The sequence below is a fragment of the Mesobacillus persicus genome (assembly GCF_900109925.1).
GTDB lineage: Bacteria > Bacillota > Bacilli > Bacillales > Cytobacillaceae > Mesobacillus_B > Mesobacillus_B persicus.
In genome coordinates, this window is sequence record NZ_FOBW01000016.1 from 66,154 (window position 1) to 92,919 (window position 26,766).

30 protein-coding genes, 1 rRNA gene and 1 riboswitch are annotated in these 26,766 nt (G+C 39.8%); of the genes, 13 read left to right on the forward strand and 18 right to left on the reverse strand.

Features of this window, described 5'->3' with window-relative positions; translation table 11 throughout:
* Nucleotides 1-92: 92 nt before the first annotated feature.
* Both BMX30_RS18925 and BMX30_RS18930 read right to left on the reverse strand, forming a co-directional pair.
* Nucleotides 93-587 (reverse strand): MltG/YceG/YrrL family protein, encoded by a 495-nt coding sequence (locus BMX30_RS18925; protein ID WP_090749243.1) that lies wholly within the window; start codon nt 585-587, stop codon nt 93-95.
* On the reverse strand, nt 577-960 hold the full coding sequence (locus tag BMX30_RS18930; protein WP_090749316.1) for a hypothetical protein: 384 nt from the start codon (nt 958-960) through the stop codon (nt 577-579). Before BMX30_RS18930 ends, BMX30_RS18925 begins: the two co-directional genes overlap by 11 nt.
* Before the next feature lie 207 nt (nt 961-1,167).
* Between BMX30_RS18930 and BMX30_RS18935 the strand changes: the two genes are divergently transcribed.
* Nucleotides 1,168-1,404 carry a hypothetical protein gene (locus BMX30_RS18935; RefSeq protein ID WP_090749245.1) on the forward strand — a complete coding sequence of 79 codons (237 nt, stop codon included), beginning with the start codon at nt 1,168-1,170 and terminating at the stop codon, nt 1,402-1,404.
* Between the two features lie 79 nt (nt 1,405-1,483).
* Here the strand turns inward: BMX30_RS18935 and BMX30_RS18940 are convergent, their stop codons facing one another.
* Nucleotides 1,484-1,948 carry a DUF1259 domain-containing protein gene (locus BMX30_RS18940; protein WP_090749246.1) on the reverse strand — a complete coding sequence of 155 codons (465 nt, stop codon included), beginning with the start codon at nt 1,946-1,948 and terminating at the stop codon, nt 1,484-1,486.
* A 160-nt stretch (nt 1,949-2,108) separates the two neighbouring features.
* Between BMX30_RS18940 and BMX30_RS18945 the strand changes: the two genes are divergently transcribed.
* Together BMX30_RS18945 and BMX30_RS18950 are read left to right on the forward strand one after the other, a co-directional pair.
* Complete coding sequence (locus BMX30_RS18945; RefSeq protein WP_090749248.1) at nt 2,109-2,306, forward strand: hypothetical protein; 198 nt, start codon at nt 2,109-2,111, stop codon at nt 2,304-2,306.
* 2 nt (nt 2,307-2,308) lie between these two features.
* Nucleotides 2,309-2,506: a YwbE family protein gene (locus BMX30_RS18950; RefSeq protein WP_090749250.1), complete on the forward strand. Its 198-nt coding sequence runs from the start codon at nt 2,309-2,311 to the stop codon at nt 2,504-2,506.
* Between the two features lie 63 nt (nt 2,507-2,569).
* Here BMX30_RS18950 and BMX30_RS18955 read toward each other — a convergent pair whose 3' ends face one another.
* Nucleotides 2,570-3,181, reverse strand: coding sequence for a hypothetical protein (locus BMX30_RS18955; protein ID WP_090749252.1), 612 nt, complete (start codon nt 3,179-3,181; stop codon nt 2,570-2,572).
* Nucleotides 3,181-4,119: a hypothetical protein gene (locus tag BMX30_RS18960; RefSeq protein WP_090749255.1), complete on the reverse strand. Its 939-nt coding sequence runs from the start codon at nt 4,117-4,119 to the stop codon at nt 3,181-3,183. The genes BMX30_RS18955 and BMX30_RS18960 overlap by 1 nt, the downstream gene beginning before the upstream one ends.
* Nucleotides 4,120-4,513: 394 nt before the next feature.
* Between BMX30_RS18960 and BMX30_RS18965 the strand changes: the two genes are divergently transcribed.
* Complete coding sequence (locus BMX30_RS18965) at nt 4,514-4,903, forward strand: SET domain-containing protein (protein WP_090749257.1); 390 nt, start codon at nt 4,514-4,516, stop codon at nt 4,901-4,903.
* Between the two features lie 87 nt (nt 4,904-4,990).
* Here the strand turns inward: BMX30_RS18965 and BMX30_RS18970 are convergent, their stop codons facing one another.
* Complete coding sequence (locus BMX30_RS18970; RefSeq protein ID WP_090749259.1) at nt 4,991-5,551, reverse strand: class I SAM-dependent methyltransferase; 561 nt, start codon at nt 5,549-5,551, stop codon at nt 4,991-4,993.
* Nucleotides 5,552-5,763: 212 nt separating this feature from the next.
* Here BMX30_RS18970 and BMX30_RS18975 point away from each other — a divergent pair, with 212 nt between their 5' ends.
* Complete coding sequence (locus tag BMX30_RS18975) at nt 5,764-6,087, forward strand: hypothetical protein (RefSeq protein ID WP_090749261.1); 324 nt, start codon at nt 5,764-5,766, stop codon at nt 6,085-6,087.
* Nucleotides 6,088-6,294: 207 nt separating this feature from the next.
* Here BMX30_RS18975 and BMX30_RS18980 read toward each other — a convergent pair whose 3' ends face one another.
* From BMX30_RS18980 to BMX30_RS19000, 5 genes are all read right to left on the reverse strand, one after another.
* The gene (locus BMX30_RS18980) at nt 6,295-6,591 is read right to left on the reverse strand and encodes a ferredoxin family protein (protein ID WP_090749263.1); all 297 of its coding nucleotides are present in this window, start codon (nt 6,589-6,591) and stop codon (nt 6,295-6,297) included.
* Nucleotides 6,591-7,886, reverse strand: a complete 1,296-nt coding sequence (locus BMX30_RS18985; RefSeq protein ID WP_090749265.1) for an FAD-dependent oxidoreductase — start codon at nt 7,884-7,886, stop codon at nt 6,591-6,593. Before BMX30_RS18985 ends, BMX30_RS18980 begins: the two co-directional genes overlap by 1 nt.
* On the reverse strand, nt 7,870-8,904 hold the full coding sequence (locus BMX30_RS18990) for an electron transfer flavoprotein subunit alpha/FixB family protein (RefSeq protein WP_090749267.1): 1,035 nt from the start codon (nt 8,902-8,904) through the stop codon (nt 7,870-7,872). The genes BMX30_RS18985 and BMX30_RS18990 overlap by 17 nt, the downstream gene beginning before the upstream one ends.
* Complete coding sequence (locus BMX30_RS18995; RefSeq protein WP_090749270.1) at nt 8,904-9,731, reverse strand: electron transfer flavoprotein subunit beta/FixA family protein; 828 nt, start codon at nt 9,729-9,731, stop codon at nt 8,904-8,906. Before BMX30_RS18995 ends, BMX30_RS18990 begins: the two co-directional genes overlap by 1 nt.
* A 691-nt stretch (nt 9,732-10,422) precedes the next feature.
* Nucleotides 10,423-11,481 (reverse strand): M14 family zinc carboxypeptidase, encoded by a 1,059-nt coding sequence (locus BMX30_RS19000; RefSeq protein ID WP_170843941.1) that lies wholly within the window; start codon nt 11,479-11,481, stop codon nt 10,423-10,425.
* A 430-nt stretch (nt 11,482-11,911) separates the two neighbouring features.
* On the opposite strand from BMX30_RS19000, the gene BMX30_RS19005 reads away from it, so the two are divergent.
* On the forward strand, nt 11,912-12,961 hold the full coding sequence (locus BMX30_RS19005) for a M42 family metallopeptidase (RefSeq protein WP_090749274.1): 1,050 nt from the start codon (nt 11,912-11,914) through the stop codon (nt 12,959-12,961).
* A 289-nt stretch (nt 12,962-13,250) separates the two neighbouring features.
* Nucleotides 13,251-14,267, forward strand: a complete 1,017-nt coding sequence (locus BMX30_RS19010) for a TIGR00341 family protein (RefSeq protein WP_090749276.1) — start codon at nt 13,251-13,253, stop codon at nt 14,265-14,267.
* 94 nt (nt 14,268-14,361) lie between these two features.
* On the opposite strand, the gene BMX30_RS19015 is transcribed toward BMX30_RS19010, so the two are convergent.
* Both BMX30_RS19015 and BMX30_RS19020 read right to left on the reverse strand, forming a co-directional pair.
* Nucleotides 14,362-15,234, reverse strand: coding sequence for a spore coat protein (locus BMX30_RS19015; RefSeq protein ID WP_090749278.1), 873 nt, complete (start codon nt 15,232-15,234; stop codon nt 14,362-14,364).
* Between the two features lie 135 nt (nt 15,235-15,369).
* Entirely contained in the window at nt 15,370-15,657 is a 288-nt protein-coding gene (locus BMX30_RS19020; RefSeq protein ID WP_090749280.1) for a transposase, read from the reverse strand.
* A gap of 209 nt (nt 15,658-15,866) precedes the next feature.
* Between BMX30_RS19020 and BMX30_RS19025 the strand changes: the two genes are divergently transcribed.
* Nucleotides 15,867-16,409: a hypothetical protein gene (locus tag BMX30_RS19025; protein WP_090749282.1), complete on the forward strand. Its 543-nt coding sequence runs from the start codon at nt 15,867-15,869 to the stop codon at nt 16,407-16,409.
* Between the two features lie 105 nt (nt 16,410-16,514).
* On the opposite strand, the gene BMX30_RS19030 is transcribed toward BMX30_RS19025, so the two are convergent.
* From BMX30_RS19030 to BMX30_RS19040, 3 genes are all read right to left on the reverse strand, one after another.
* A complete protein-coding gene (locus BMX30_RS19030) occupies nt 16,515-16,955 on the reverse strand; it encodes a small multi-drug export protein (protein ID WP_090749284.1) in 441 nt (146 codons plus the stop codon).
* Between the two features lie 89 nt (nt 16,956-17,044).
* Entirely contained in the window at nt 17,045-18,244 is a 1,200-nt protein-coding gene (locus tag BMX30_RS19035) for a phosphoglycerate dehydrogenase (protein WP_090749286.1), read from the reverse strand.
* Nucleotides 18,245-18,393: 149 nt separating this feature from the next.
* Nucleotides 18,394-18,474: riboswitch (ZMP/ZTP riboswitch) on the reverse strand.
* A gap of 106 nt (nt 18,475-18,580) precedes the next feature.
* Nucleotides 18,581-19,975, reverse strand: coding sequence for a hypothetical protein (locus BMX30_RS19040; protein WP_090749288.1), 1,395 nt, complete (start codon nt 19,973-19,975; stop codon nt 18,581-18,583).
* A gap of 161 nt (nt 19,976-20,136) precedes the next feature.
* Here BMX30_RS19040 and BMX30_RS19045 point away from each other — a divergent pair, with 161 nt between their 5' ends.
* From BMX30_RS19045 to BMX30_RS19065, 5 genes are all read left to right on the forward strand, one after another.
* The gene (locus BMX30_RS19045) at nt 20,137-20,571 is read left to right on the forward strand and encodes a MarR family winged helix-turn-helix transcriptional regulator (RefSeq protein WP_090749290.1); all 435 of its coding nucleotides are present in this window, start codon (nt 20,137-20,139) and stop codon (nt 20,569-20,571) included.
* Between the two features lie 95 nt (nt 20,572-20,666).
* A complete protein-coding gene (locus BMX30_RS19050; protein WP_090749293.1) occupies nt 20,667-21,227 on the forward strand; it encodes an FAD-dependent oxidoreductase in 561 nt (186 codons plus the stop codon).
* A 495-nt stretch (nt 21,228-21,722) separates the two neighbouring features.
* Nucleotides 21,723-22,349, forward strand: coding sequence for an FMN-dependent NADH-azoreductase (locus BMX30_RS19055; protein WP_090749295.1), 627 nt, complete (start codon nt 21,723-21,725; stop codon nt 22,347-22,349).
* Between the two features lie 172 nt (nt 22,350-22,521).
* Entirely contained in the window at nt 22,522-23,112 is a 591-nt protein-coding gene (locus BMX30_RS19060; RefSeq protein WP_090749298.1) for an LOG family protein, read from the forward strand.
* A 224-nt stretch (nt 23,113-23,336) separates the two neighbouring features.
* Nucleotides 23,337-24,953 carry an ATP-binding protein gene (locus BMX30_RS19065; protein ID WP_090749300.1) on the forward strand — a complete coding sequence of 539 codons (1,617 nt, stop codon included), beginning with the start codon at nt 23,337-23,339 and terminating at the stop codon, nt 24,951-24,953.
* A gap of 457 nt (nt 24,954-25,410) precedes the next feature.
* Here the strand turns inward: BMX30_RS19065 and BMX30_RS19070 are convergent, their stop codons facing one another.
* Together BMX30_RS19070 and rrf are read right to left on the reverse strand one after the other, a co-directional pair.
* Nucleotides 25,411-25,980 carry a hypothetical protein gene (locus BMX30_RS19070; RefSeq protein WP_090749302.1) on the reverse strand — a complete coding sequence of 190 codons (570 nt, stop codon included), beginning with the start codon at nt 25,978-25,980 and terminating at the stop codon, nt 25,411-25,413.
* 672 nt (nt 25,981-26,652) lie between these two features.
* Nucleotides 26,653-26,766, reverse strand: a 5S ribosomal RNA gene (rrf, locus tag BMX30_RS19075); the annotation flags it as partial.

Consider the following 26,766-nt stretch of genomic DNA (forward strand, 5'->3'; position numbering starts at 1 on the left):
TCTATAAACCTCTTTAATAAAAACTAAAAAAGTGGCTATCCATCTATGATTATGGATAGCCACCTCCCTTTTTAAAGTTCATTTAAACCTTGTTATTTAAAAATCGTCGTCATAACCTCATCCATTGTCATATTACTGTCTAATTCAAAGGTTCCAGGACGCAATTCATTTGAAAGTCCCCTTTTTTCGACTTCATTATAAAAGGTTGTTGCATCGTCGATAATTTTCCCTTGGACAAGCGCCCGACCCACATCAATGCTTGTCATACCTGAAGCAACATTCAGAATGGTCCGGTAGATAATCGTTTCCTTACCTTCCTCAGGTGCATCCTGTTTTGGCTCAACCGGCTCAGCTTCTTTGCTCTTTTCAACCGCTTCAACAGCGGCAGCAATCTCTTGTCCCCATTCTTCTTCGGTTAGGATCGTATACCCTTCAGAGGTTAATAGAGTTTTCATCTCTTCAACAGATGCTGGCTCTTCCGATTGAGTGCTAGCTTTTTCACTAGGACCAAAGAAATACGCAGCACCACTTACACCCGTTGCGACCAGAAGACCTGTTGCAAAGCTACTTATGGTTTTAGCTTTCATTGGATACGGTGCCCCTTTCCAGTTTCGGTACCATATATGGAGTAAGCAACGATTCAACTTTCCTCTCCGTTACCTTCGTTTTTTCCGCGATTCCCTCCAATGTGTAACCGCGCTTATATAAATCTAAGCTTTCACGAAGGAGCAATCGATCTTTTGTATTCATCCCCAGCACTCTAGCTTCTTGTGCCGTAATCTCTCCATCAAGTTCGATTGTGCGTATTTTCTCTTGTAGCTTATTTATTTCTTCCATCAAAGAAACATAAACAGTATCAATTTCTCGCTGCTCCACTTTAGATGACTGTCTTGTTTTAACAACTGACACAATCAAAAGAATTGCAGCGATTATAAGCAAAATCGCCAATGTCCATTCCATCAATTTTCATATCCTCCCTACTAATCTTTCTTGCTCATAAAATCTTATTATACATTCCCGAACTCCTCTTTTCGACTAAATTCGAGAAAATACTCCAAAAGTCTCGGTTTCACTCGTTGAAATGGAAATAACAGGAACGTGCCTGGCACCATCCAGAGATTTTCCACATATACTGTTGCATCAAATTGGATGGGAGTGTGTGTTGGGATGAGGAGACAGATTGAACCAATCATCGGTCAGGCGTGGACTGGCAAACATGTTGTTTTCCTTCACTGTACGTTGGATAACCAATTGATTGATTTCTATAAGAGCAAACATGCACCAATTGAGCCTCCTCAACCAAATTGTGCTGAAACATTAGCTCAGTTCCTCAGCATTGGCTATAAAATTCACGCGATTACTGCACTTCCTCAGAATCAAATTCAATATGTATTGGTGCTATGATATCCCTAAATAGCCCCACACAAAACAAAAACGACAGTCCCCTTGTAGCTGTCGTTTTTTAGTCCAGTTTTTAGCCCACTTACTTATAGCTTGTTTGTTCAATCGCGTTTTTGACTACATTTGCTTGTTGCTTCATATCACCAATTCCTTGGAAGTGGAGATACATGACTCGTGGTCGCTCATGAATCATATGATTATGAACTGCCGAGACTTCGATGTTTCCTTTCCGAAAAGCATCGATCACTGGATTCACTTCTTCCTCTAACAAGGCCATTTCTCCCATTACCGCTGTTTGACCATCAACTGGTTCAAAAGCAATGTGAAAAACCAACTCCATGGTTTCTGGTGAAAGCTTCTTTCCCATATGAACGACATTCAGATCCTTCCGGGTAATCTCTAGTTTACACACACCATCCTCTACTTCCACCTCAGTACCAAACATTTTTTCAAGGTCCTTGCAGCTCGCTTCCTCCTTTGCAAAGCTATGTGACATCGGCAGAGCTAATCCAATCAGCAGCATACTTACCATCAACCTTTTTCTCATAGGTCACCTCCAACATATATAATTCCAGAAAAACGTTCAGTTATCCGTTTAAAAATGAATAGTCCTCCCCTAAGTTGTTAGACTAAAAGATTAAATTGAATATGCTTCCAACAATCTGTATACTTAATTTACCGCAAGACATTAGGAGGAATATAATTTTATGACAAATACATCCAATGAATCAGAAACAACTTCAAAGAAAATGACTTTGCAAGAAGCGATTCAAAAACAATTGGCAAACAAGAAAAATCAAAACGCATCTGGAAACGCAAACCTTAATCAATCACAAGCTACGAAAAAAATGAAAAGCCAACAAACGAAAAAGGTAAGTAATTCCCGTAGAAAAATGGGTGTGTAATCATGAATGGTCAGAATCGGAAGGATATCGTACCGGGGATTGAGGTCGACATCGTCCTAAAAACAGATCAGAGAACTGGTAAGTTAACAAGTGGTATTGTCCGAGATATTTTAACAAACTCGAGCACCCATCCTCATGGAATCAAGGTAAGATTATCAGACGGCCAGGTCGGCAGAGTTAAGTCGATTAAATCGAAATAGCTAGCAATAAAGCCCCCTCCTGTAAAAGGAAGGGGCTTTATCACACTCTACCAAAGCAGAGTTTTAACTAGTTGGTGTTTCCTCATGCTCCCTTGGCTTAACCGAAGAACCATCATCGTTATCATCAAGTTTACTAAATCTTGAGAGGAGCACCAATAAGATAATATTCATAGTCAGTCCGAATATAGCAGAAATTGTTACATAGCCCATTAACAGATCTCTTGTCATGTTCATCGCAAAAGATTCGAAAAAGGTAATCAGCAACATGATGATCATATAAGCTTTAAAAGTGTTAGTGGTGCGTCTCAGAAGATGGTCATCTCCACGATTGGTAGCAATTGAAATCATCACCCGGAAGATAAAATAAGCAAGAACCAGATTCAGAACCCCTATTACGCTCATATAAATCGACCATCCGGTTATAAGAGATGCACTGCCTAATTGATCTATTGCATTGTTCTGAAGGAACACGGTTGGGATCGAGACTAAAACGAGTAAAGTGGCCACATAATTTGCTTTTACATTCAAATGGTATCTACTTTTCATAAGGTTAAGCCCTGATAAAATCAAATAATAGCCAACAGGGTCTGGAAGAATATCAATGGCAATAATATGAATCTCTAAAAATATGAAAATAAAGCCCCAAAAGATTCTTCGAAACCCATCATACAGCATTAATCCTCCCCCTCCTTTTTGGCATCAACAAGTTGATCAACCTTTTGCTGATTCAAATTGGGTGCGTCTATAATGTGGGACCTATGCACAAAGGATTCCCCTTTATCGGTGGCCCCTTCCATCTGAATACTGAATTCAAAAAAGCTCGTTCGTTCAGGATTAAAGTACATATTCAAACTAAGCCATTCATTTGAATCTAGCCTTAACGGAAAGATTCCCTCATCAATTGAAATTCCTGGCGTATCTTCCCACTCGTTGTTCCTAGTCTCCTCAAACCATGCGGGAAAATCTCCACCAGTTTTAAGTGCATCAAACTCCTTAAGTCTCTCTTGGTCTAAATCAACTTTCACAGCAACCTCACCTGCGAGCTTATCAGCGAATGGAATCGTGATACGGTCAATTGAAAGAGGCTCATTTGCAACTAAGGCCTCCTCACTTCGATGTTGGTTGCTACCTGAAGACATTCGCGAATCAAACACTCTCTGATACTCGTCTTCAGGATAAAAAACAACCTTCCCAATCTCGGCGATCACAGTGGACTGATCCTGAAAGAACACTTCCATTGTTTCAAAAGTAAATGTCGAATCTAGCTCGCCTAACGGCATAGAGTCTTGTCTAAACTCAAGCGTGACGGATTTCAAATAATGATGGCGAAACTCTTGATTAAACCTCGGGCCCGAATCATTCCAAAAACCAACGTGTTCATTTCGCACGTTCACACCCTCCACTCCGTCAATGACAACATGGGAAACTTCCGCAGCGTTCTGTTTGTTGGTTAGATAATAAAAAGTTAACTGCCTTTCATCTTGTATATAGGCTTCATAAAAATGCTCAAGGAAAATAGGTTTTTCAAGCAACTTTGAGTGGTAATAGGCATAATTCATTCCCCAGCTAATTACGATAATGAAAATGGCTGCAGTAAATATTTTCCCATTCAAAGGCACCCCTCCTTAACAATCTAACTTTGGTTGATTGTAACATAAAAATAACCGTTTATAGGTTTAAACTACCAATTTATCCTTCCTATTCCAGGTCACATTTTATTAATTGGCTGTGTTAAGTAAATTTTATATTTAATACTGTTGATTGGAGCGGAAGGCACGAAGACTCCTGCGGGAGTGCAATGCCAAGGGAGACCCCGCAGGAGCGAAGCGACGAGGAGGCTCCCGGACTGCCCGCGGAAAGCGAAGTGCCTGGAGCGGAAATCAACAACTACGTTTTACACAGCCTATTATTTTGATCTTTTTAAAAGAAAGAGTTGCTTTCATCGCGAGCAAATGTCAAACTTAACGGATGAAAGATTTCATTACAGAAGATTGAGTAGGTGAGACAATGATTGAAGTTAAGACTTCTAAGCTCAGCGATGGTGAATTCAATCGAGGAGTATTCGCGACACGAGATATTGCAAAAGGGGAATTAATCCATGAAGCACCGGTAATTCCTTATCCAAATGACCAGCATGAACACATCGAAAAGACCCTGCTGGCCGATTACGCATTTGAATATGGGATCAACCACACAGCTCTTCTCTTAGGTTACGGTATGCTGTTTAATCACTCATACACACCAAACGCCACTTATGAAATAAATTTCCCGAACCATACCTTTGATTTCTTTGCATACAAAGATATTAAAGCTGGGGAAGAAATCCTTATAAACTACAACGGTGATGAAGAAGATCAAGAACCACTTTGGTTTGATAAAGAAAAAACCGAGGAATAAAGATTTAGATTAAATAAAAGAACTTCCACTTAGCTGGAAGTTTTTTTATTTAAGGTTATGCATATTAAAAAGCAACTACAACAACGCTTAGACCTTCTGACAAAAAATCGTTTGCCTGCCCTCATGCTCGTTTTCTTCATAAAAAAGAACTTTCCAATCTCCAAATTCAGTCAATAACTCCTGAGGCTCGAGCTTAAATTTGTTGGATACCCCCTGATTCTCAGTTTGCGATGACCTATAGAAAGTTTCCATAAAGAAAAAGCCATTTTCTTTAATGATTGACTTAACAATAGGAAACAGAGCTCGATCAAGGTAATAAGTGATCACAATTAAATCAACCGAACAATCTTTCAGTTGAAGCGAAGAAACATCAGTTAAATCGCACAGGATAGGAAAAATGGCAAGCTGTTGGTTTTCTGCCTGTTCTTTCAAATACTCGATGGCAACCTCAGAAATGTCTTTCGCATGAACCTGATAATTTGACCGTGCCAAAAACATACTGTTTCCACCGAGACCACAAGCAAAATCAAGCGCTTCGCCACCGGTAAAATATGCAGACAGATTCATTAATCTAGCGTTCGCAGAGATTTCCTCATCCGTGTTTAATCGGTCAATGTACTTTATATTCCATTTACTTTTTGGGTTCATTTTTAAAACTCCCTTAGCAACTGTTTTGTACTAATTAAACCATATTTTCGTGCTAGAAATATTTCCGATAAACTGCAGACAAAAATCCTCTAACCAAATTTAAAGTTGACATAATTTGTTTTCTAAATATTCTAAAAATAAGTCTCTTTCACCAGTGAAACCGCATACAATAAGTAATAACCACTACTCATTTTACCAAAGGAGCGATGCGCATGACAGGTACTCTCAATTATCGAGAGTTTTATCAAAAACGGCCAATTCTAATCAACGAAAGGGATTTAACCGCGTTTCAGCAGGAAGCTAAGTTTGCAGGGGACTTCACCCATTGGTTAATTGCCTTGGAGGGTGTGGAAAACAGACTGAAGGATTTTCAGTGGAGAGTCGTTGTCTTTCCCTCTAGTGATAAAGGATCTTTTAACTGCAAACTTCCTTTCTTTCAATCTCCCTTTCTTCGAACCTTTAATGAAGCATGTGACCTTTTAACAAAAGTCGAAGCCTTGGCAAGGCAAGATCAATTGTTCACACTTCACCAATAAAAAAAAAGAACAACCATCAAATCCTCGCTTTTCCTTTTTATCCACATATGTGAAAAAAGTACATATATTCGGGAACGCCTCTCTCACCTCTCATTAAAAAAGTCACTCCAACAACGGATTTCTAAAATTAACTACCTCCTTTAACACACAGCAAAATAAAAGAAGGACCGCTCCAAAAAGCTAGCCCCTCTCCCTTTATCATTCTTTTTACCCTAATCGGAAAACGATGCCATGACCGCCCTTTGGATACTCCCATTTAATATTTTGATGTGGGCAGCCGATTCGACAGCTTCCACATTCATGACAGCCTTCATACCCCACATGCATGCGAATGTCTTCCCATTTATAAATTTCGGCAGGGCAGAAAATCGTACAAATTTTATCTGGACATTGGGTTAAGCAAATATCCTCGTCTTTGACATGAAGATGAGATTTGGTATCAGCATTAAAGCGAACAAGGTATTGCTTTTCTTCGATGGACTGACCTTTTTTCTGTTCACTCATTATTTAATCACCTTCCAGGCTCGATACATATCACGAGCGAGTTTCATTTTTTCTTTCCCCGTTCCTAAGTCCTTCCAAATTTTCTTTTGTTTCTCCCATTTAGAAGTACCATCGACCGTAAACATTTGGCTTGCGGCTTTGTTCACCATTGGAATATAATCTTCGAAGTATTGTGGAAATTTATTGAAGTGATGAGTGGAATCTTTATATTTTTGCATGTCTTGACCAACGAACCCAGCCATTAAACGCATGCGGTAGCTATCGAGCATTTTTTCAGAAAAATCTCCCGCTTGTTTCGCTAAAAGAACCGCCTCAGCCGCATAGCGCCCAGAAGTCATCGCGAGGTTAGACCCTTCACGGTGAATCGCATTAACTAATTGGGAAGCATCTCCGATGACGATCACGCCATCCCCAACAATCCTCCCCATCGATTTGAAGCCCCCTTCAGGGATGAGATGGGCCAAATATTCTTGTGACTCACTTCCTTGAATATATGGCCGAATCATTGGGTGGTTTTTTACATATTCAAGCAGTTCATAAGGTTTAATTTTATGTTTAATCAAACCAGACAACAGTGTCCCAACACCAATACTTAATGAATCCTTATTTGTGTAAAGAAAACCTGTTCCTAAAATTCCCTTGGTTGCATCTCCAAATAACTCGATGGTGCATCCTTGGTTTTCCTCGAGGTTGAACCGGTCTTCAATAACCTTTTTATCAAGCTTTAACACTTCCATCGTTGCTAAGGCGACTTCATCCGGTTTGTACTCTTTATGGAATCCAAGTGATTGCGCCAATAAGGAGTTCACTCCATCAGCTAAGACAACAACATCCGCATAAATTTCCCCGTTTGGACGATCCGTTCGAACCCCAACCACCTTGCCATCTTCGACAATACATTCTAAGACGACCGTTTCATTAACTAAAACCGCGCCCTGTTCCACAGCCTTCTCAGCAAACCATTGATCGAATTTAGCCCGTAACACCGTGAAATTATTGTAAGGCTCCTTGCCCCATTCCATCCCCTTATACCCAACCGTTACCGCAGACTCCTTATCCATCATCATGAATCTTTGCTCAACAACTGGACGTTCTAGAGGAGCTTCCTTATAAAACTCAGGAATGATATCCTCCATCATTTTGCGGTAGAGCACACCCCCCATTACGTTTTTAGAACCTGGATATTCCCCCCTTTCTAAAAGCAATACTTTCGCTCCACCCTTCGCCAATTCATAGGCACAAGAGATGCCCGCAGGGCCTGCCCCAACCACAATACAATCAAACTTCTCCGACATGACTAACCTCCTCTTTCGATAAAGCCTGTGTAAACTGTTCAATTAAAACCGGGACAATCTCAAAGGCATCACCGACAATGCCATAATGGCAAGAATCAAAGATTGGCGCTTCACTGTCCTTATTAATGGCAATGATGAGACCCGAATTTTTCATCCCAACAATATGTTGGATTGCTCCAGAAATTCCAATCGCAATATAAATCTTCGGTGTAACCGTTACTCCTGTCTGCCCCACCTGATGCCCATGTTCAATCCATCCAGCCTCGACCACATCTCGGCTCGCTCCGACAGTCCCTCCTAAGGCATTAGCCAATTGGTGAACGAGCTGAAATCCTTCGGCACTGCCTAAACCTTTCCCACCGGCAACAATGATGTCTGCTTCATCAATACGCACCTTCTTTGTTGTTTCTTTCACAATTTCGAGCACCTTTGTCCGGATATCTTCTTCCTTTAAGGAAACCTTTTCTTCAATCACTTTCCCCGTTCGACCAGGTTGAGGAGGGAGCGCTTTCATGACTTTCGCACGAACAGTGGCCATTTGCGGTCGGTATTTTTTACATAAAATTGTGGCCATAATATTTCCGCCAAATGCTGGACGGCTTGCCAATAATAAGCCTGTATCTTCTTCCACATCTAACTCAGTTGTATCAGCGGTAAGCCCTGTTGGAAGGTCCGTTGCCACGGCACTCGCTAAATCCTTCCCTGTCGATGTGGCACCGAAAAGGATGATTTCCGGCTTGTATTTATTGGAGCATTCTAATAAAGCCTTCATGAACGATTCGGTTCGGTAATGTTTAAAAATTGGTTGATCATAAACATAGACCGTATCGGCCCCATATTCAAAGACCGTTTGAGCTAAGTGTTTAATGTCTTCCCCTATTAAAATACCAGCCAGTTCAACACCACGTTTATCGGCTAGTTTCCTTCCTGCACCTAACAGTTCTAAAGAAACGGAAGGAATTTCTCCGTCCTTTTCTTCAATAAAGACCCATACACCTTGGTAATCTTGAAAATCCATTACACTCCCTCCTTGCTACTAAACAACTCTTTCTTTTCAAGCAAGACCGACAGCAACTGTTCAACTTGTTCTCTTGGGTTGCCTTCTAGAATTTCTCCAGCCTCTGGTTTTGGCGGAGCCCATACCTTTGAAACAATCGTCGGTGAACCTTTTAGACCAAGCTGCTTAATGTCTACATCCTCTAGGTCATCAACTGACCAAATATGAGGCTGGTACTGTGCGGCTTTTAACATGTTTGGAAACGGCGAGTACGGCACTTCATTGATCGTTTTTTCGACGGACAGCAGACATGGCAACGAAGATCGCACCACTTCAAAGCCATCTTCAAGCTTACGATGAACAACCGCATACCCTTCTTCGCGATTGACTTCGACTACTTTGTTCACTGAAGTTAATGGAGGAATATCAAGCCGCCTCGCAATTCCTGGACCGACTTGGCCTGTGTCGCCATCAATGGTCATTTTTCCGCAAATGACGAGGTCAACAGGGTTCATTTGTGAAATTTTCTCTATTGCTTTTGTCAGTGCATAGCTTGTTGCCAACGTATCCGCACCGGCAAACCGGCGGTCGGTAATGAGGTAGCCCTCATCCGCACCAATTTCAATACACTTTTTTATCGCCTTGACGGCCGGTGGTGGCCCCATTGTTACCACAGACACTGTACCGCCGTACCTTTCCCTTAACCGCACCGCTTCTTCTACCGCGTGAGCATCATAAGGATTTAAAATCGCTGGAGCGGTTCTTCGGTCCATTGTGTTTGTTTTTGGATTCATTTTAATGATCTTTGTGTCAGGTACCTGCTTGATGCAAGCCACAATATGTAGCATGAATATCTCCCCCTTTATACTTGAAACGTTATGAATGAACCCTAAGATGGTTGTTGTATTTCCTTCAGCGTTCTTTTACTATTGATTTAAAAGTACCTTCTTTCTCAGGCATGCCTATTTATGCTTGTTTACGTTAGATATATATTAGAGCAATGTAAGAAAAATGAGAATTTTCTGATAAATAATGGTAAAATAATTTTTCTTGGACCTCAATATTAGGGTGTTTTAGTGAGTGTACAGCAAGTATTTTTTATACCGGCTTGGGTATTTATTCCGGTGCGGTGAATATATATTCCTCATACCGGAATAAAACGTCTCTGAGCGGGAATAAAACGTCTCTGAGGGGGAATATATCGTTCCCAATGGGGAATATAATGCTGCTAAGTAGAAAAAAAGCCCCCCAGTAGGTCTTCTAAGATAAAAATACCCCACTGGTTGGAGCAAAAAAGCCCCATTAATACAAAAATGGGGCTTTTTTACTCCATTTGGTCACTTCTAGGTTGCTATTCATCAAGTTTCCGATACAAACTGTGGGTCGTGAACAGTTCGCGGTGGAGGTCAATCCCTAAACCAGCACATGTACCGAACATGAACATTTGTTTGCTTTCGGTAGCAAACTATTTTAATTCAGGCATGAATTGAAAAATCCCGCTTCAAACCAGTAGGTTTATAACGGGATTTCCTATATTACTTATTCATCTGCTTCCTCTTCACCAGGTAAGTTATATTGTTCCGGCAAAGTATCCCAGAAGCTTGTGTCCGCCGTTTCGATTGAACCATCAGAAATCGCTCTGACTGCTGCATCCAATGTCAGAATGGTTTGCTTGATTAAGTAGCCATTGCTCTTTTGGCCAAGTGCGTATGGCTCATAATAGTGGTCAGACATTCCACGCATTTCAAACAGAAGCGTTGAGATGTCATAACGGACAGCTATACCGTTACGACCGATATTTTCACCAGTCCCTCCGCGGTATTTCCCGATATGCCCCCAGCCAGTAGGTTCAAGTGTGTTGTAAACGATTGAGCCAAGCTTTTGAGATCCCTCACGAACGTTTTCATCAACATTTGGTGTTGTAGGATAAAGGATTGAACCTGATACAAGCTCCCCATCCGTCGCACTACGTGTTCCCTGGTGGTGAAGATCAATCATGTAGTCGATATCATATTTTTCAAGTACACTTTCATGTAGTGCTCTTGCTTCAGGTACCATATCCGCTGTTGCTTTGTCATGCTCTCTGTTAATATCGACTCCGTCTGCATTGGCACGAGTCAAATGACGGTCGCCATCTGCTAGATAATCTTCAAGCGAGAAGTTCACATCTCCCATTGCACCATCTGCGTTTAACATCGGAATCACTAACACGTTTACATTATCTAGTACACCCTTTGTTTTACCAGTGCCAAGATGCTTAATGAATTCAAGCGCCCCTTCAGTTGTTAACTGTTCGTTTCCGTGCTGCTGAGTTAAAAATAGAATCGTAGGATTCTCTGGGTTCGAGATGTATTTGGCCATGTAGATGTCGCGACCCTTAACCGTTTGACCGATGACTTCAAGCTCCAACGCTTTTTGCTTTGCATCTTGTACCTTAAGGAAATCTACCATGCTACTATATGTATGTAGGATCGATGTTTGAATGCTACCACCAACATTCGGGCCATTTCCAACTGCAGCTGCCGGAAGACCAACAGCAGTGACTGCTCCAAAAGCCATTAAACCCGATAATGAAACAGAAAGAACTTTCTTTTTCATGCTCATTCACATTACCTCCATATACTTTTTTTGATTCTAGTAAGAGAATCTATTAACTTAAGTGTAAAGGGAATGATAAACGAGGATAAATAGAGCGGCATACCTATCATTTAGACAATCTTCGCAAAGCCAAGCTGAATCAATTCGCCTATACCTATCCCTACTGGTGAAAATAACAGAACATTTTTAGGTATTTAGATAGAAAACTAGTAGGCAACTTCAGATTTCTGTATTTTTAAAACAGGACGAATGAGCTATATATTCGCTTCCTTTTCTTCCCCCTAAGACAAAATCATCCAAAAGGCCTATCCTCCTTCACTACTCCTTCTTCAAAAAGGCATGTCTTTTTAAAAGTTATCTCATATCATTATCGTTCTTCGTTAGAAAGGATTATAATATAAGGGACATTTTTATTGAGAGGAGCTTTCCGTTGACCTATCCAAATACAGAAGAGACAGTAAGCCTATTAAAATCTTTGGTTTCGATTCCTAGCCCTTCTGGGAATACCAATGAAGTCATCACATTTGTTGAGAGCTTCCTTAAGGAACTAAATGTAGAAACAAGAAGAAATCGTAAGGGTGGTTTAATTGCAACCTTACCTGGGAAAGACGATCAGAATCACCGAATGCTCACAGCCCATGTGGATACCCTTGGTGCCATGGTCAAAGAAATTAAACCGAGTGGTCGCCTGAAGCTTGATTTAATTGGCGGTTTTAAGTTCAACTCCGTTGAAGGCGAATATTGTGAAATTGAAACATCTTCAGGTAAAAAATTTACTGGAACTATTTTAATGCATCAAACATCGGTTCATGTCTATAAGGATGCAGGAAAGGCCGAGCGCAATCAGGATAATATGGAAGTGCGCCTAGATGAGAAAGTACATAACGCGGATGATGTAAGAGCGCTTGGCATTGAAGTTGGCGACTTTGTTTCTTTTGACCCAAGAGTACAAATTACTCCGTCAGGGTTTATCAAATCCCGTCACCTGGATGACAAAGCAAGTGTTGCTATCTTACTTCAGCTCATCAAACAAGTAAAAACGGAAAATATTCAGTTACCATACACGACTCATTTCCTCATCTCTAATAATGAAGAAATCGGCTATGGTGGGAATTCAAATATTCCTCCTGAAACGGTTGAGTACATGGCGGTCGATATGGGAGCAATGGGCGATGGACAGTCAACAGATGAATATACCGTATCGATTTGTGTAAAAGATGCAAGCGGTCCGTATCATTACGAATTACGAAAAAGGCTTGTTCAGCTAGCAATTGACAATAAAATCGATTACAAACTAGATGTCTACCCATTTTACGGATCAGATGCTTCAGCCGCAATCCGCGCAGGAAACGACATTGTCCACGGATTAGTAGGTCCTGGGATCGACTCTTCCCATGCATTCGAAAGAACCCACCAAGATTCAATTGAAAACACAGCAAAGCTCCTTTACCATTACGTACAATCACAAATGGTAGGATAAGTTGGATGAAAGAAAGGGTATCACCTTATCTTCTTGATTTGGTGGTACCCTTTTTCGACTCTAGAAGGTTAGTTGGTTAAGTTTTATTTCAAATCAACGTCCTCTTACTCTTCGATTGTAAAACCCTCTCCATATCCCGAATATTTTACAAGCCTTTGTTTTAAAATCAGTGTTAAGTTTGAGCAGATTGATTGGAGCGGAAATCAACACCCCCGTATAACACAGCCTTTTAAAAAATCACTTATTGGCAATGCTGTTAGATAAGTGTTTTTATAAGGGAGTTGACATTTTGGACTTACAACTGGTTGAAGCTTATATCCCAAATAAACATTTTGAAAAAGTAACCGAATCATTACAAAAGTACCCTATCGTATCCTTTTGGGTATCTCGAGAGTCTGATGACCGTAAACTAATACGCATCCTAGTAGAAACAAAAAACACGGAAGAAATCTTAGACTACTTAGAAAATGTAACGAATGTGGCAGATGGCTTTGAGGTGCTGCTGCTACCTGTGAGGAGCTATTTAACTAGGTTAACTGACGAGGAGAAAGAGCTCATCAAGCAGGAAGAGAAAGAAGATGCAAAAAAAATCCAGAGAGCAAGTCGGCATGAGCTATTAGGTTCGATTGAGAAATCAAGCCGAATTACTCTTAACTTCACCTTGCTTGTAATTCTCTCGGCGATTGTTGTGACCATTGGTTTCATTAAGGATAGTGAAGCTGTTATCATCGGGGCGATGGTAATTGCACCGATGCTAGGACCCGTTATTTCAATTGCCTTTTCGTCTATTTTAGGAGACTTTAGCCTTCTTCGTCATTCTTCATTGACGTTATTTTACGGAATTGTCATTGTCATTGGAATTGCGATTGTTATGACCTTTTTTCTACCCATTCCGATTGAAAACGATGAATTTGCCTCTAGAACCCATGTGAATATATCGGATATTGTACTAGCTCTAGCCTCAGGAACGGCTGGGGCACTATCAATCATTAGCCGATTATCGGGAGCACTAGTTGGCGTTATGGTTGCTGTTGCCCTCCTCCCTCCCACGGTTGTCCTAGGGATGACCATCGGCGAAGGCTTATGGCAGGAGGCTTATGGATCGGCATTGTTATTAATGGGGAATATTAATTCGGTGATATTAGCTGCCATCATTGTATTCTCAATAAGTGGCATCCGGCCAGTAAAATGGAAAGACGTTGACCGTGCGAAAACATCCCGTAAGCTGTCAATTGTCTTCGTAAGTGTCACAGTCCTTCTCTTAATTACAGCGATTCTCTTTAGTCAGCATGTTGATTTGATTTAATCTTATTTAAATATGTTTAAACATAGGAAAACCAGCATTCCCCTTTGGAATACTGGTTTTTCTTTATGGAAGGACCAATTGAATCTATGTTCTCTTAATGATTATACTGTTGCTGATTCCCACGATAAGACTGCATATTCGCTTGATATCCACCATTCATGTTCCCATTGCCCATTTGTCCCATAGGCCTCATGGCTTGCCCGGTTTGCCCCATATTTGACTGTTGGCCAATCGATCCTCTTCCGGCCATTCCACCCATTGGCATCGTTCTTTGCACTGGAGCTCCCATCTGTCCCTGACCACCAGTATATTGTTGATGTGTTTGCCCTGAATGAGCATTTGCTTGATTCATATATGCCATCATCGGGTTATCCTGCCCCAAATTTTGACCAGGCTGAACCGGAAAATGAGCCTTCAAAGATTCTCCAACCGGCTGATAGCTATGAAGGTAAGTTTTCGCTGTGTGATCCTTTATCTGAGGGATCTGATACAGACCTTGTTGATTCATAAATAAAAATACTTCATAAGCCTGGTTCATACAATTAACCGCACCATTCATAAGCATTTGGCGAAGATTAGGATCTGCTATTTCTAGAGTGGCCTTGACACCATTTGTTGCCGCATTTTTATGAGCGATAAGCATTGCACTAGCGACTTCATAATCATTCATAACGGCATTCGTTTCGGGTGCAAGCATGCTAGGGTTATTCAACCCATATTGGATTTGGTCAGGTTTTACATTCATAACGCTGGTATTTGGAGGAATCGGTGAAAACTGGTTATAATCGTGAGTATAAGCCACAATGGCATCATACGTTTTCATCTCTTCTTGTTGATGACGCATGATCATATCCTTCAATTCTGGGTTTTTCGTCTGCATTGCATAAATATTAAAATGACTAATCATATTTATTTTTTCTGCAAGAATCTCATGTACTTCCATCGTTTCATGTGCACCGAATGGCATAAATAACACTCCTCTTTGTTTTTTACAAACAAAGGTATTATCCTCATCCGATCGCTGTTGTATGTACCGCTTTTATTTCAAAAAGTGGAATAATGTTTTCTCTTTGGAAACTTAAATTTAGTCAGTATAGAACTATTAAAATTCATCAAGAGCCCAAACAATTAATCGATACAGTAGATAAACACCGAGGTAAGCGCCTGTCATTAAAAAGAATGGATTTAGAAATAAACCATGAATGTTTGTCATGAACACGGTGTTGTCCTCTATGACTTCGTGAATGGCCAAGGAGGAAATATTTCCAAAAACAAGTGCAGACAGTATGGCCAAACTATTCATCAACGTCTTGGACTTCGGCCAATAAGTCCGTGAAATAAACATGCCCAACGGAGACACAATACTCCCGATAATAATTAATAACCCCATGAAAACCCACCTCATTTCTAGTCTTCACTTTTTCCTAGCAAGCTAAACGAGAGATAAACTTTACGTGTGACGACGTCCCCTTCTACCTTCTTCAGGCCTCTTTAAGCCAATCAGGAAATTTGAATTATTTAGAAGAAAAATGTATTTTTTTCCAAGTTTCTGATTTATAATTTATTTGAAAAATCACTAGATTATAAAGGGGAATAGGAATGACTCAGTACGAAACGCAGCAACCCATTTGGGCTTGGGTTGTTTTAATTGGTGGTGGACTTTTTTTATTTTCTGCCTTCCCAGGTATATTTTTTATGTTATTGATTCCTTTTTGGAAGCCGGATGAATTTAATTTATTTTCCATCCTTTTTATGACCATTGGTCTACTCGTTCTCGTTGGTACGATTTGGGGGATGGTTCGTTCATTTAAGGCCCTCAGAGAATATCAACAAATAAAGAAGCAAAGAGAGTCTACCTTTATACAAGAAACACATCCAACTACTATGAAGTCTGCAACTTCAAAAAAACCGATTTGGCCTTGGATTATCATTGCAATCGGTGGGATCCCCTTGGTTGGAATGGGACCGGGCATCCTTATGCTGCCAATCATGCCTCTTTTTTTAGCGGGTATGTCCACCGATTCTGGTACAACCCCAGATTATGTCCCGCTGCTGATTATATTTATTGGCTATGGACTCATGATTGGCTACATTATTCTGCTTATCATCGCCATAAAAGCGCTTAGACGTTCGAACAAATAAGCCAATTCTGTGTCTCTCATGCATTGTGCTTTTAATGAATATAAAAAGGCAAGCGAAGAACAAAATCTTCCCTTGCCTTTTATATTTTTACACTTGTGACTTTTTCTAAAGGAATAAGTTGAAACCAAGCTTTGTAACCACTCCAAAGATTATGGTCCATAAAGCCAGGCTAGAAATCATCCATAAGAATACCCAACTTTGTTTCGCCCCAAATGACATTCCAATAAAGGTTGCAATATGAATCCCAATTAAAATCGGGCCCAAAATAGCTAGACCTGGGAGGCCGTATTTATTCCAGACCTTTTTGGCACGTTCACTTCGTTTTGAAGATTCTCTTTCTCCCTTTTCGTGACGTTTTTTGTACCACATTTTCACCTTTTCAAATCCAATCACGAGGGGAATAACTGTGCTAACATTGCCCACAAAGGCAAGCAGCATCACCCAAAACGGTGACAATCCCCGAACGATTCCAAGAGGAATAACTAAGGCAATCTCGAACCATGGAATGGCAGCACCTATAAAAACCAGCAGATATTCATTAAACATGATTACCTCCTATTATCATCAACCGTCATATAGGATTTGAGATAAAAAAGAAAAGCAAGTCCCATGGGAACCTGCTTTCCATCTATTCATTAAATCACTCGAACGTTCACCATGCCGTCGATCTGCTGGATTTTTTCCAACAAACCTGGAATCACATCTCCGTTCACTTTATTATCAATGTCAATCATTGTATACGCATAATCCCCACGGCTTCTGTTCAACATATCTGCGATGTTCAATTGATAGTTGGAGATAGCTGAGGTAATTTGTCCAACCATGTTGGGAACATTTTTATGAAAAGCAGCTACACGTCTTTTCCCAGTGTAAGGCAGAGCTGCGTTTGGAAAGTTCACTGAGTTTTTGATATTTCCCGTTTCAAGAAATTCCTTTACCTGACGAGCTGCCATAAGAGCACAATTCTCTTCTGATTCCTTTGTAGAAGCGCCTAGATGCGGAACTGGAACTGCATTTTTCATTTTCAGTACATTTTCATTTGGAAAGTCCGTAATATACTTCCCTACTTTTCCGCTCTCAAGTGCCACTGCCATATCGGCTTCATTGACAAGCTCACCGCGAGAGAAGTTTAAGATATGCACACCTGGTTTCATGATGCCAAAGGTTTGTTCATTGAACATCCCTCTTGTATCATCGGTTAATGGAACGTGGACGGTGATATAGTCTGCATTCGCGTACAACTCTTCAATGTTCATCGCGCGCTGAACATTGCGGGACAAGTTCCAAGCTGTATCTACAGAGATGAACGGATCAAATCCAATGACATCCATATCTAAATCAAGTGCATCATTCGCTACTAATGCTCCGATTGCTCCTAGGCCAATAACTCCAAGAGTCTTTCCCTTAATTTCTTTACCGACAAATTGCTTCTTACCAGCCTCGACAAGTTTAGGAATCTGGTCTCCTTCCCCTGCTAGTGACTTAGTCCAAGATATACCCGCAAAGAGATTACGAGAAGATGCCATTAAAGAAGTTAACACGATTTCTTTGACGGCATTGGCATTGGCACCTGGAGTGTTAAAAACAACAATCCCTTGGTTTGTACACTTTTCTACTGGGATATTATTCACACCCGCACCAGCACGAGCAATAGCCTTTAGGTTGTTATCAAATTCGATGTCATGCATATTAAAGCTTCGAACCACAACAGCATCGGGGCTGTCACTGTCATTATCGACTCGATAATTTTCATTATTGAAAACATTTAAGCCGCACTCTGCAATATTATTTAAGGTTTTAATGGTTTGCACTTTTTCTAAAGTCATTCTGCTCATCTCGTTCTCCTCTTTTTCTGTTTTTTTAAATTGTTAATTATAATCAAAAAACTAATTAAAGAAATCACCCACACAAATTATGAATCTATGAATCCTTCTGCCATTACCAACCCCTCAAAATAGCATAAAGAGGCAAGGGAGAAATCCCTTACCTCTGCCCAGGCGAACGGCTTTTCGAAACCATGTGCTCCCTCACGGTTCTCCGTGTTTCGCCAGTTACACATCGTCTTTTTCATTTGTTTCATCTTACCAAATTCCTTGTTGAGCTTCAACCTTAAATATTTAATTTTACTGAATTATCAAGGAAATTATCTAACCAACGCTCGATCGTCCCTATTAAGCCTGCCTTTGCAGGTTAATACATAAATGTCGATAGGCATCTGCTTCTTGGTCCATTCCCAATTCACGGTATATATTCATAAGGCACTGCACCGGTTTTACTTCAGTTGGCTTAAGTTCCATCTCCCAGCTAAAACACTCGATTGCTTTATCAAACTGTTCAAATTCTACATATAGTTCTCCTAATGTTTGCATTTGATCCAAATCCTCACTAATTTCATACATGGTATCAAGTTTTTCAAAAAGAGACAGTTGTGGCTGAACTTCTTTAAACGAGCTAAGCCATTCCTTAATATAAGGCAGTTCGTGAGCTTGTAATAACGTAGTCACCGATTTATGTAAGAGTCTTTCAGCCTTCTCAGGGAAGAACTTGATCACGGTGCTCATTAAGGATTTAAGCATTTCAGGTTGAAGTGAATGCGGTCGTAAGTCATAATCGTTTAACAAGTCACCAAAAGTTTGAGCTTGGTTTTCGCTTAAATGGAATTCTTGCCTCTTGGTAATTTTGAAGATTTCCCCCATATTATAACTGCTCACATAATGGTCAAATAAATATTTTTGTAACAGTAAGAAATCTGGAATCTGGGTACTAATTTTTTCTAGAACGACCACTCTATCCTTTTCGTTTAAATGCTTCTCAAGCAAATGAAGGAGTGAGCGGTAATCATCAGTTGTAGGGGTTTTGAGTAATTTGTATATAAACAGAGCCATTAAATCTAGCCAGCGGGACTCTTTTTCATATTGCGAGGAAAGTTGTTGGAAATGCTGTTCACTATCTTTCTGTGAATAGAGGTATTTTTCAGCAAAAACGGGATCTTTAGCCACGAGTTTCTCGGGTGTTTGGTTATACATATTGGCATATTTAATATATTCCATGTTGCTGGTAAGTTGTTTAACTAAACGATGATTTGGGGCAAACCCCTTTAATATTTGAACAATCTGATAGCCCATAGACAATTGCCCGTTCCGACGATAATCATAAAAGATGGAACTAATTTCATCAAATAACTGTTTTTTTTGAATGAATGATTCAAGGAATGTGAGAATAAATGCCTTTTCTTGCAAGGTATAAGTCATTTGTAGTTTTTTATTTAACTGGTTAAAACTGATGCTTTTTAAAGGGGGATTAGAGTCGAGCAAGATTTCAATAAAGGGGTGTGGTGCTTCGAAAACCATCCCTTGTTTAAAAGCCTTCTCGATAAAGGAACGGCGCCGGAGAGATTTTGCTTTAAAGGCTGTAAGAAACTGCTGCTTAAAAAATAGCAGATAATACACCTCTTGACCGTTCGTAAATGCCTCGATTATTTCACCTTGGAGATAGAATGTAGCTCGCTCTGCGTGCAGTTGAATCGATTTATGATAATCATATAATAGGAATTCATCCTGCTTCATAATCGAAACCCCCTCTCGTTTAAACTAAATATAACATAGTTTGGAAAATCTACATATTTTTTATTTGGAAATCACTTCAATTGACAGAACAGTTTATTTTTTCTATAGTAATATTATAAATAGTTTATATAGCAACTAAAATAATGGAGTGAGTGATTTGGGTGAAGTTTAGTTTTCAAGACTATATTAGTATTAAAATACATAAAACAGATTTAAATCTGACTAATTTTGTGAAGGCTAAATTAGAACCCTACAACCTAGCTCCTGAACAAAATTTAATTATGATGCTGCTTTGGGAAAAGGATGGCCTAAGCCAACATCAATTAGTAGAAACATTGAATAAAGATAAAACGAATATTGCTAGAATGGCTTCTAACCTTGAAAAAAAAGGATTTATTACACGAACGAATTGTCTGCACGATCGGCGCTCCGTTAGGCTTTACCTTACTGAAAAAGGGCAAGAACTTGGAGAAAAAGTCGTTCCCATCGCAGAAGATTTTAACGAAATCGTGTGTAAAGGGATCTCCGAAGAAGAGCTTTTACAAATGGAAAGATTATTAGCTAAAATAAACCAGAATGTTCAAAAACTACTATAATTTTGGTGTCCTTTAGTTGATGTAACAACAATTATTTCTAGAGGTGTTTTATCCTCTAGTTATATATAACAACAATTTAGATGGAGGTTATATAAATGTTTGATATTGCAATTATTGGAGCTGGCCCTGCTGGTGCTAGTGCAGCTATTTTTGCAGCAAAAGCTGGCAAAAAGACACTCGTTATTGATAGTGGAAAAGGGATGACTCAGCGCGCATGGGTAGAAAATCACTACGGAGTGAGTGAAGTCGCAGGTCCTGACCTTATTGAAACTGGTAAAAAACAAGCAAGTAAATTCGGTGCAGAAATCGTTGCAGACTCTGTTGCGAACATTACCGCTGAAAATGATGGGTACAAAATTGAAACTGAAAACCAAACATTCAACGCGAAGCATGTTCTTCTTGCTACAGGAGCTCTAACTGATTTAGCAGATAAAATTGGCTTAAAATTAATTCCTGGCACAGAACCAAGAATTAAAACCATTATTGAAGTGGATAAGGATGGCCGTACAAATAAAGATGGTATTTGGGCTGCAGGAACCGTTGCAGGTGTGAGCGTACACACAATCGTTACCGCTGGAGATGGTGCTGCAGTAGCAATCAATATTATTAGTGAACTAAACGGTGAACGCTATGTTGACCATGATATCTTAAAATAAACGTCCAGGACAGCATTTCGCTGTCCTTTTTTCTTTTATTGGCTGTGTTAAAGTAGGTTGTTGATTTTACATACTATGGATTGGATTGGAGCGGAAGGCACTCGACTCCTGCGGGAGCAGCGGGACAGGTGAGACCCCGCAGGAGCATTAGCGACGAGGAGGCTCACCGCACGCCCCGCGGAAAGCGAGTGCCTGGAGCGGAAATCTTAACACAGCCTTATTCCTTATTCATCATCTTGTTTCGATGGTCCTTTCCCATCCTCCCCCATTCATTTACGTTTGATGTCCTCCACAAAAGCTAAAACCTCCTAATTGACATTCACTCTCAATTATCTTATACTAATCTTTGTGCTTTAGTATGCATAGCAACAATTTTAATTTAGAGGATTGTAAATCAATTGATTTACTTTTTTTAATACGATAGGTTGCTACAACAACCTTTACACCATATAGTTGCTATACCAACATTTCACTTATATCAGGAGGTATTTATCCATGGCAAAAGTATTATTTATCAAAGCAAACGCACGACCAATCGAACAAGCAGTTAGTGTGAAGTTATATCATACTTTCCTTGACCAATATAAAGAATCTCATCCAGAGGATTCTATTGTTGAACTAGATCTATTTAATGAAAACCTTCCTTACTACGGTGTCGATATGATTAACGGGATGTTTAAGCTTTCAAGAGAATTGGAGTTAACTCCTTCTGAACAGGAAGCGACAGATTTAGTAAACCGCTATTTAAACCAATTCTTAGAAGCGGATAAGATTGTCTTTGCTTTCCCTCTTTGGAACTTTACTGTCCCTGCCGTGTTACACACGTACATGGATTATTTAGCACAAGCCGGCAAAACATTCCGTTATACAGCAGAAGGTCCGGTTGGTTTGCTAACAGACAAAGAGGTTGTTCTCTTAAATGCACGTGGCGGAGTCTACTCAGAAGGCCCTGCAGCATCATCTGAAATGGCTGTGAACTACGTTCAGACAATGTTAAATTTCTGGGGTGTAAAAAACATCAAGTCCGTCATTATTGAAGGACATAACCAATTCCCTGATCAAGCGGAGGAACTAATTGAAAAGGGATTAAATCAAGCAGCTGCAATTGCAAGAGAATTCTAGATTACTCAATAAGACAAGGGATTGTCGTCATTCCAATCCCTTGTCTTTTTTTGTGCCTTTGGAGTAAGATATGAACAGAAACTTAACACCTAGACCTACATAATCCCATTATTCTAGTGTTTCAAATTTTGATATATACTGTATAGAGAAAGCCATAAGTGGAGGGATTGATTTGAAACATTTAGCAGTTTTTTGTGGTTCGAGTTTCGGAGCTTCAGAGATTTATACACTAGGTGCAATTCAACTAGGAAAAGAATTAGCAAGACAAAATATTACGCTTGTATATGGCGGTTCAAGCATTGGGCTTATGGGCGTTTTGGCTGACACCGTTCTACGAGAAGGTGGACAAGTCATCGGGGTTATCCCAAAAATCCTTGAAGAACGTGAGATAGCCCACAAAGGCCTAACCCAATTGATTACAGTAGAAACAATGCATGAACGGAAAGCAAAGATGGCCGATCTTGCAGATGGGTTTATTGTCTTGCCAGGTGGAGCTGGAACCCTAGAAGAATTCTTTGAAGTGTTTACTTGGGGACAAATCGGCCTCCATCAAAAGCCATGCGGTCTATTAAATATCAATCAATATTATCGCCCACTCATCCAATTATTTGATCATATGGTTGAACAGCAATTCTTACAAAAGAAGTATCTGGCATTGGCCATTGTAGAAGAAAAGCCTGATATATTAATTGAGCGACTTGCTGATTATACACCACCAACCATTAAATCGTACGAAAAGGATAAAGAAATCACAGTTAAGTAACAATAGGCTGAAAAAACACTACCATTCAGGATCTGCATGGTAGTGTTTCATCTAGCCCCCTAATACACAAGTCCTAACTCTCGCCCCGCACTCATTTCCTTCGATTGAAATACACTCGCAATCTTTAATGATATTTTTTTTTCAGTAAAATTCTATAGTAATTACTTCCAATTATTATTACAATACTAATAGTGTATTTGTGAAGATTTTGAGGTGACAAAAGGATGAGCGAAATAGAACCATACTATATAACTAAATCAAAGGAAATATGTATAGAAAATGGAATGGACCCAAATGAGGTTGCCCGTCCAAAACAATTTATGACTGCCCAGCAGCTACAATTAAAAAAGAAGGAATACCAGGAAATCTTGTCTGTGATAAGTTATTTCTCCAACAAACTCTTGGATTCTTTGAAAGGGACACCTATCCTTACCGTTATTTCTGACTCTGATGGGTACTTAGTCGATATGATTGGTGACGACACAATAAAATCCGCTGTCGAGCAATTTGGAATTCAGTTAGGAAGTCGTTTCACGCAGCAAGATACCGGGACCAATGTTATTAGTATTGCATTGCAACAGAGACATCCTGTGAGTTTAATAGGCGAAAATCACTATCATAAGGCTCTTCATGGAATCGCTTGTTACGGTGCACCCTTTCATTACTCGGATGAAGATAATCTGTTAGGAACCGTTAATATTATGGTCCCTCTCGGCTTTCATAACCCTCTATTATTAACGATGTTATCTCAGGTAGTAGAGTCTATCGAAAGAGAGTTACTTTTGAGAAAACAAAATCGGAAGCTGAATATTATGAACCAAATCTTGTTAAACAGAACAGGAAATGGAATTATCATAACCGATGAAAAAGGTCTTGTAACTCAGATAAATGAATTTGCCCAGGAGATCTCGAACAAAAATAGAAGTTCAGCTATCGGAAAAAGTATATATGATTTTCCATTAATGGGGGATTTTTTTAAACGAGTCATTGGACGGGAAGAAAGATTTGAAAATGAAGAACTTAGATTCACAAGTGCTAATGGTGAACCACTAGTCTGTTTATTGGATGTACAACCAATCTATGAAGACAGTAAAATGATTGGGGCATTTGGCCAATTCAGGGATATAACTGATCGATATTTAATAGAGGAAAAAATAAAAGAAGCGGAAAAAGAAGCCCTTGCCGGTCGCATTGCTGCCGGAATCGCCCATGAGATTAGGAATCCTTTAACAACTGTAAGAGGATACTTGCAGTTTCTCGAAAAAGATGTGGATGAAAACATCTCTGAGTTATTTTCTAGTATGTTAATACCTGAAATTGATCGGGCAAATAAGATTATTTCTGATTTTCTTAGTATCTCAAAACCTTCCTATAAAGAATTCAAAACGATTCAAGTTGAAAGCTTTTTTAACGACTATATATGGAAGTTTCTTAAAAGTGAAGCCCTACTGCACAATGTAGAAATCGAACTAGATCTGGATCCAAAAACAAGAGAACTTTCTTTCTTTTGCAATCGTGAAGAGTTATTACAGGTCTTTCTAAATTTATTCCAGAATTCCTTACAGGCAAAAGGTTCATCTCCTTTAAAAGTAAACATTCGTACAAGGTTAGAAAACTCACAATTGCACTTTATTTTTACTGATAATGGATTAGGAATACCTGTTTCCACCCTGACGCATATCTTTGAACCGTTTTTTTCAACAAAAGATGAAGGGACAGGTCTAGGATTATCGGTATCGCGGAAAATCGTGGAAAAGCATGACGGAACCATGACTGCTGTTAGTAATGGCAATGGCGGCGCCAGATTTTTGATTGAACTGCCATATAGCAACGAGAGTTAGTTTTAAGTATAGCTTATAATTAGGCTAGCCCGTTCTAAAATTAGTTAGGTAGGCTAATTGATAAATTCACCTTAAAAAGATTCTCTGGGTATAGCAACTGGATGCTGGTCGTGTCTGTTTTGTGAGGAAGAGCGAACTTGAGCCACACTGTCCGAGGAAACCTTTTTTCATATGAAAAAGTATGGCCTTCTATGGGTTATTTAGTTTGGCGATTAAAGAATACCACATAAGAAACATACTTTTTCATTTATTAGCAAGGGTCTATTAAAAGCTATCTTGTTAGCGATTTCGTTTTTCTTTTGGTTCTTTTTAGTCCAGAGAAACCTCCCCTGCAGGCTCTAGTGCTTCCATACATAAAATAAATATACAAGTTCTCTAGCTACCAATCCTCTACCAGATTGATTTCGGATGGGGTATACGCAGGTAAATTAGAAGTAAAACAAAAATCAAGGTATCCTTAGCCATCTATTTCCTTACCATTATAATTTCCCTTTAAAAGCTGATAACTAATCCAGAGAACGGTGAGTGCGAAAAGAGGTTGCGCTAAGTAATAGCCATAGGGAACGAAGTCTAAAATTGGAGCAATCATCAATAGAATTCCACTGATCCTCGATAGGTAGCCTTTACGTGCAATAAGGAGTCCGATTAAAACCCACCCTAACATAAACATTGCAAAAGAACCCATTTGTGCCCCTATTATAGAAGATGGAGGCTGATCAACAAACTCGGGTGCATGAATATTTAATGCTGGGATAACAATTGCATGAACCCACTTCACACCTAACCATAAGCCAGTTCCAATTAAACAAACGATGAAACTGATTAACCCCCAGCTTCCACTGCTCTTCATATGGATAAGATAAATCGCAATGATGACAAAAAGGATGAACAATGTACCACCTAAATCAAGGTAGCCCCTCAAGCTATTATCAGGTGAAACAAACATAAGGATGATCATCACGATTGTAAGCAACGCTCCAACGATCCCAAACCCAGCAAACCATTTAATCACTCTCTCAAATGTCATAAATGCACACTCCCTTGCTATAATGGTGTTTCATGAGGGATCCCCTTCTAAACTGTACCTCCTTTGAGTAAAAGTTTATGTTGGTCATTCCTATAAAGACCAATTGCTAGATTGTCCTCAGAAAAAATAGTTTTATCAAAGAAACACGGGGATGCTTCTAAACATGGGTCAATCAGAAGTTTGCACAAAAAAAGCGCAACTAGAGTAAATACTGGTTGCCCTTATCTCGTTGTTATGCGAAACATATAAATGCAAAATTGTTGATTGCCTAAGAAGGATGAATACCTATTATTTAGGCAACTATTTAACTTTATCCAATTCTACTAGTATTGTCCTAGCGGACATAAATAAAAAAACAACCAAAATTTTTGGTTGTTTTAATTTGCCTGGCAACGTCCTACTCTCACAGGGGGAACCCCCCAACTACCATCGGCGTCGAAGCTTAACTTCCGTGTTCGGCTTCGGGCTGCCATGACCGGCGGATCTCTTCGTTAGCTTCAGGCTCTCCAGTCCTCACGTACATCGTACGTTCCGGGCTTCGATTCCTTCACTTCCTCGACCTCCTTGGTCCTGACCCCCCTCAGGTTTCTGCGCTCTATTAAGTTTACTAATAGAAATTGTTTTACCGGACATTAAATAAAAAAACAACCAAAACTTTGGTTGTTTTAAAGTGCCTGGCAACGTCCTACTCTCACAGGGGGAAACCCCCAACTACCATCGGCGCTGAGAAGCTTAACTTCCGTGTTCGGCATGGGAACGGGTGTGACCTTCTCGCTATCGCCACCA

Bases quoted from the DNA above. Each gene is read 5' to 3' on its own strand.
- BMX30_RS18925 (WP_090749243.1), bottom strand. From the start codon at position 587: ATGAAAGCTAAAACCATAAGTAGCTTTGCAACAGGTCTTCTGGTCGCA.
- BMX30_RS18930 (WP_090749316.1), bottom strand. From the start codon at position 960: ATGGAATGGACATTGGCGATTTTGCTTATAATCGCTGCAATTCTTTTG.
- BMX30_RS18935 (WP_090749245.1), top strand. From the start codon at position 1,168: ATGAGGAGACAGATTGAACCAATCATCGGTCAGGCGTGGACTGGCAAA.
- BMX30_RS18940 (WP_090749246.1), bottom strand. From the start codon at position 1,948: ATGAGAAAAAGGTTGATGGTAAGTATGCTGCTGATTGGATTAGCTCTG.
- BMX30_RS18945 (WP_090749248.1), top strand. From the start codon at position 2,109: ATGACAAATACATCCAATGAATCAGAAACAACTTCAAAGAAAATGACT.
- BMX30_RS18950 (WP_090749250.1), top strand. From the start codon at position 2,309: ATGAATGGTCAGAATCGGAAGGATATCGTACCGGGGATTGAGGTCGAC.
- BMX30_RS18955 (WP_090749252.1), bottom strand. From the start codon at position 3,181: ATGCTGTATGATGGGTTTCGAAGAATCTTTTGGGGCTTTATTTTCATA.
- BMX30_RS18965 (WP_090749257.1), top strand. From the start codon at position 4,514: ATGATTGAAGTTAAGACTTCTAAGCTCAGCGATGGTGAATTCAATCGA.
- BMX30_RS18970 (WP_090749259.1), bottom strand. From the start codon at position 5,551: ATGAACCCAAAAAGTAAATGGAATATAAAGTACATTGACCGATTAAAC.
- BMX30_RS18975 (WP_090749261.1), top strand. From the start codon at position 5,764: ATGACAGGTACTCTCAATTATCGAGAGTTTTATCAAAAACGGCCAATT.
- BMX30_RS18980 (WP_090749263.1), bottom strand. From the start codon at position 6,591: ATGAGTGAACAGAAAAAAGGTCAGTCCATCGAAGAAAAGCAATACCTT.
- BMX30_RS18985 (WP_090749265.1), bottom strand. From the start codon at position 7,886: ATGTCGGAGAAGTTTGATTGTATTGTGGTTGGGGCAGGCCCTGCGGGC.
- BMX30_RS18990 (WP_090749267.1), bottom strand. From the start codon at position 8,904: ATGGATTTTCAAGATTACCAAGGTGTATGGGTCTTTATTGAAGAAAAG.
- BMX30_RS18995 (WP_090749270.1), bottom strand. From the start codon at position 9,731: ATGCTACATATTGTGGCTTGCATCAAGCAGGTACCTGACACAAAGATC.
- BMX30_RS19000 (WP_170843941.1), bottom strand. From the start codon at position 11,481: ATGAAAAAGAAAGTTCTTTCTGTTTCATTATCGGGTTTAATGGCTTTT.
- BMX30_RS19015 (WP_090749278.1), bottom strand. From the start codon at position 15,234: ATGCCATTCGGTGCACATGAAACGATGGAAGTACATGAGATTCTTGCA.
- BMX30_RS19020 (WP_090749280.1), bottom strand. From the start codon at position 15,657: ATGGGGTTATTAATTATTATCGGGAGTATTGTGTCTCCGTTGGGCATG.
- BMX30_RS19025 (WP_090749282.1), top strand. From the start codon at position 15,867: ATGACTCAGTACGAAACGCAGCAACCCATTTGGGCTTGGGTTGTTTTA.
- BMX30_RS19030 (WP_090749284.1), bottom strand. From the start codon at position 16,955: ATGTTTAATGAATATCTGCTGGTTTTTATAGGTGCTGCCATTCCATGG.
- BMX30_RS19035 (WP_090749286.1), bottom strand. From the start codon at position 18,244: ATGAGCAGAATGACTTTAGAAAAAGTGCAAACCATTAAAACCTTAAAT.
- BMX30_RS19040 (WP_090749288.1), bottom strand. From the start codon at position 19,975: ATGAAGCAGGATGAATTCCTATTATATGATTATCATAAATCGATTCAA.
- BMX30_RS19050 (WP_090749293.1), top strand. From the start codon at position 20,667: ATGTTTGATATTGCAATTATTGGAGCTGGCCCTGCTGGTGCTAGTGCA.
- BMX30_RS19055 (WP_090749295.1), top strand. From the start codon at position 21,723: ATGGCAAAAGTATTATTTATCAAAGCAAACGCACGACCAATCGAACAA.
- BMX30_RS19065 (WP_090749300.1), top strand. From the start codon at position 23,337: ATGAGCGAAATAGAACCATACTATATAACTAAATCAAAGGAAATATGT.
- BMX30_RS19070 (WP_090749302.1), bottom strand. From the start codon at position 25,980: ATGACATTTGAGAGAGTGATTAAATGGTTTGCTGGGTTTGGGATCGTT.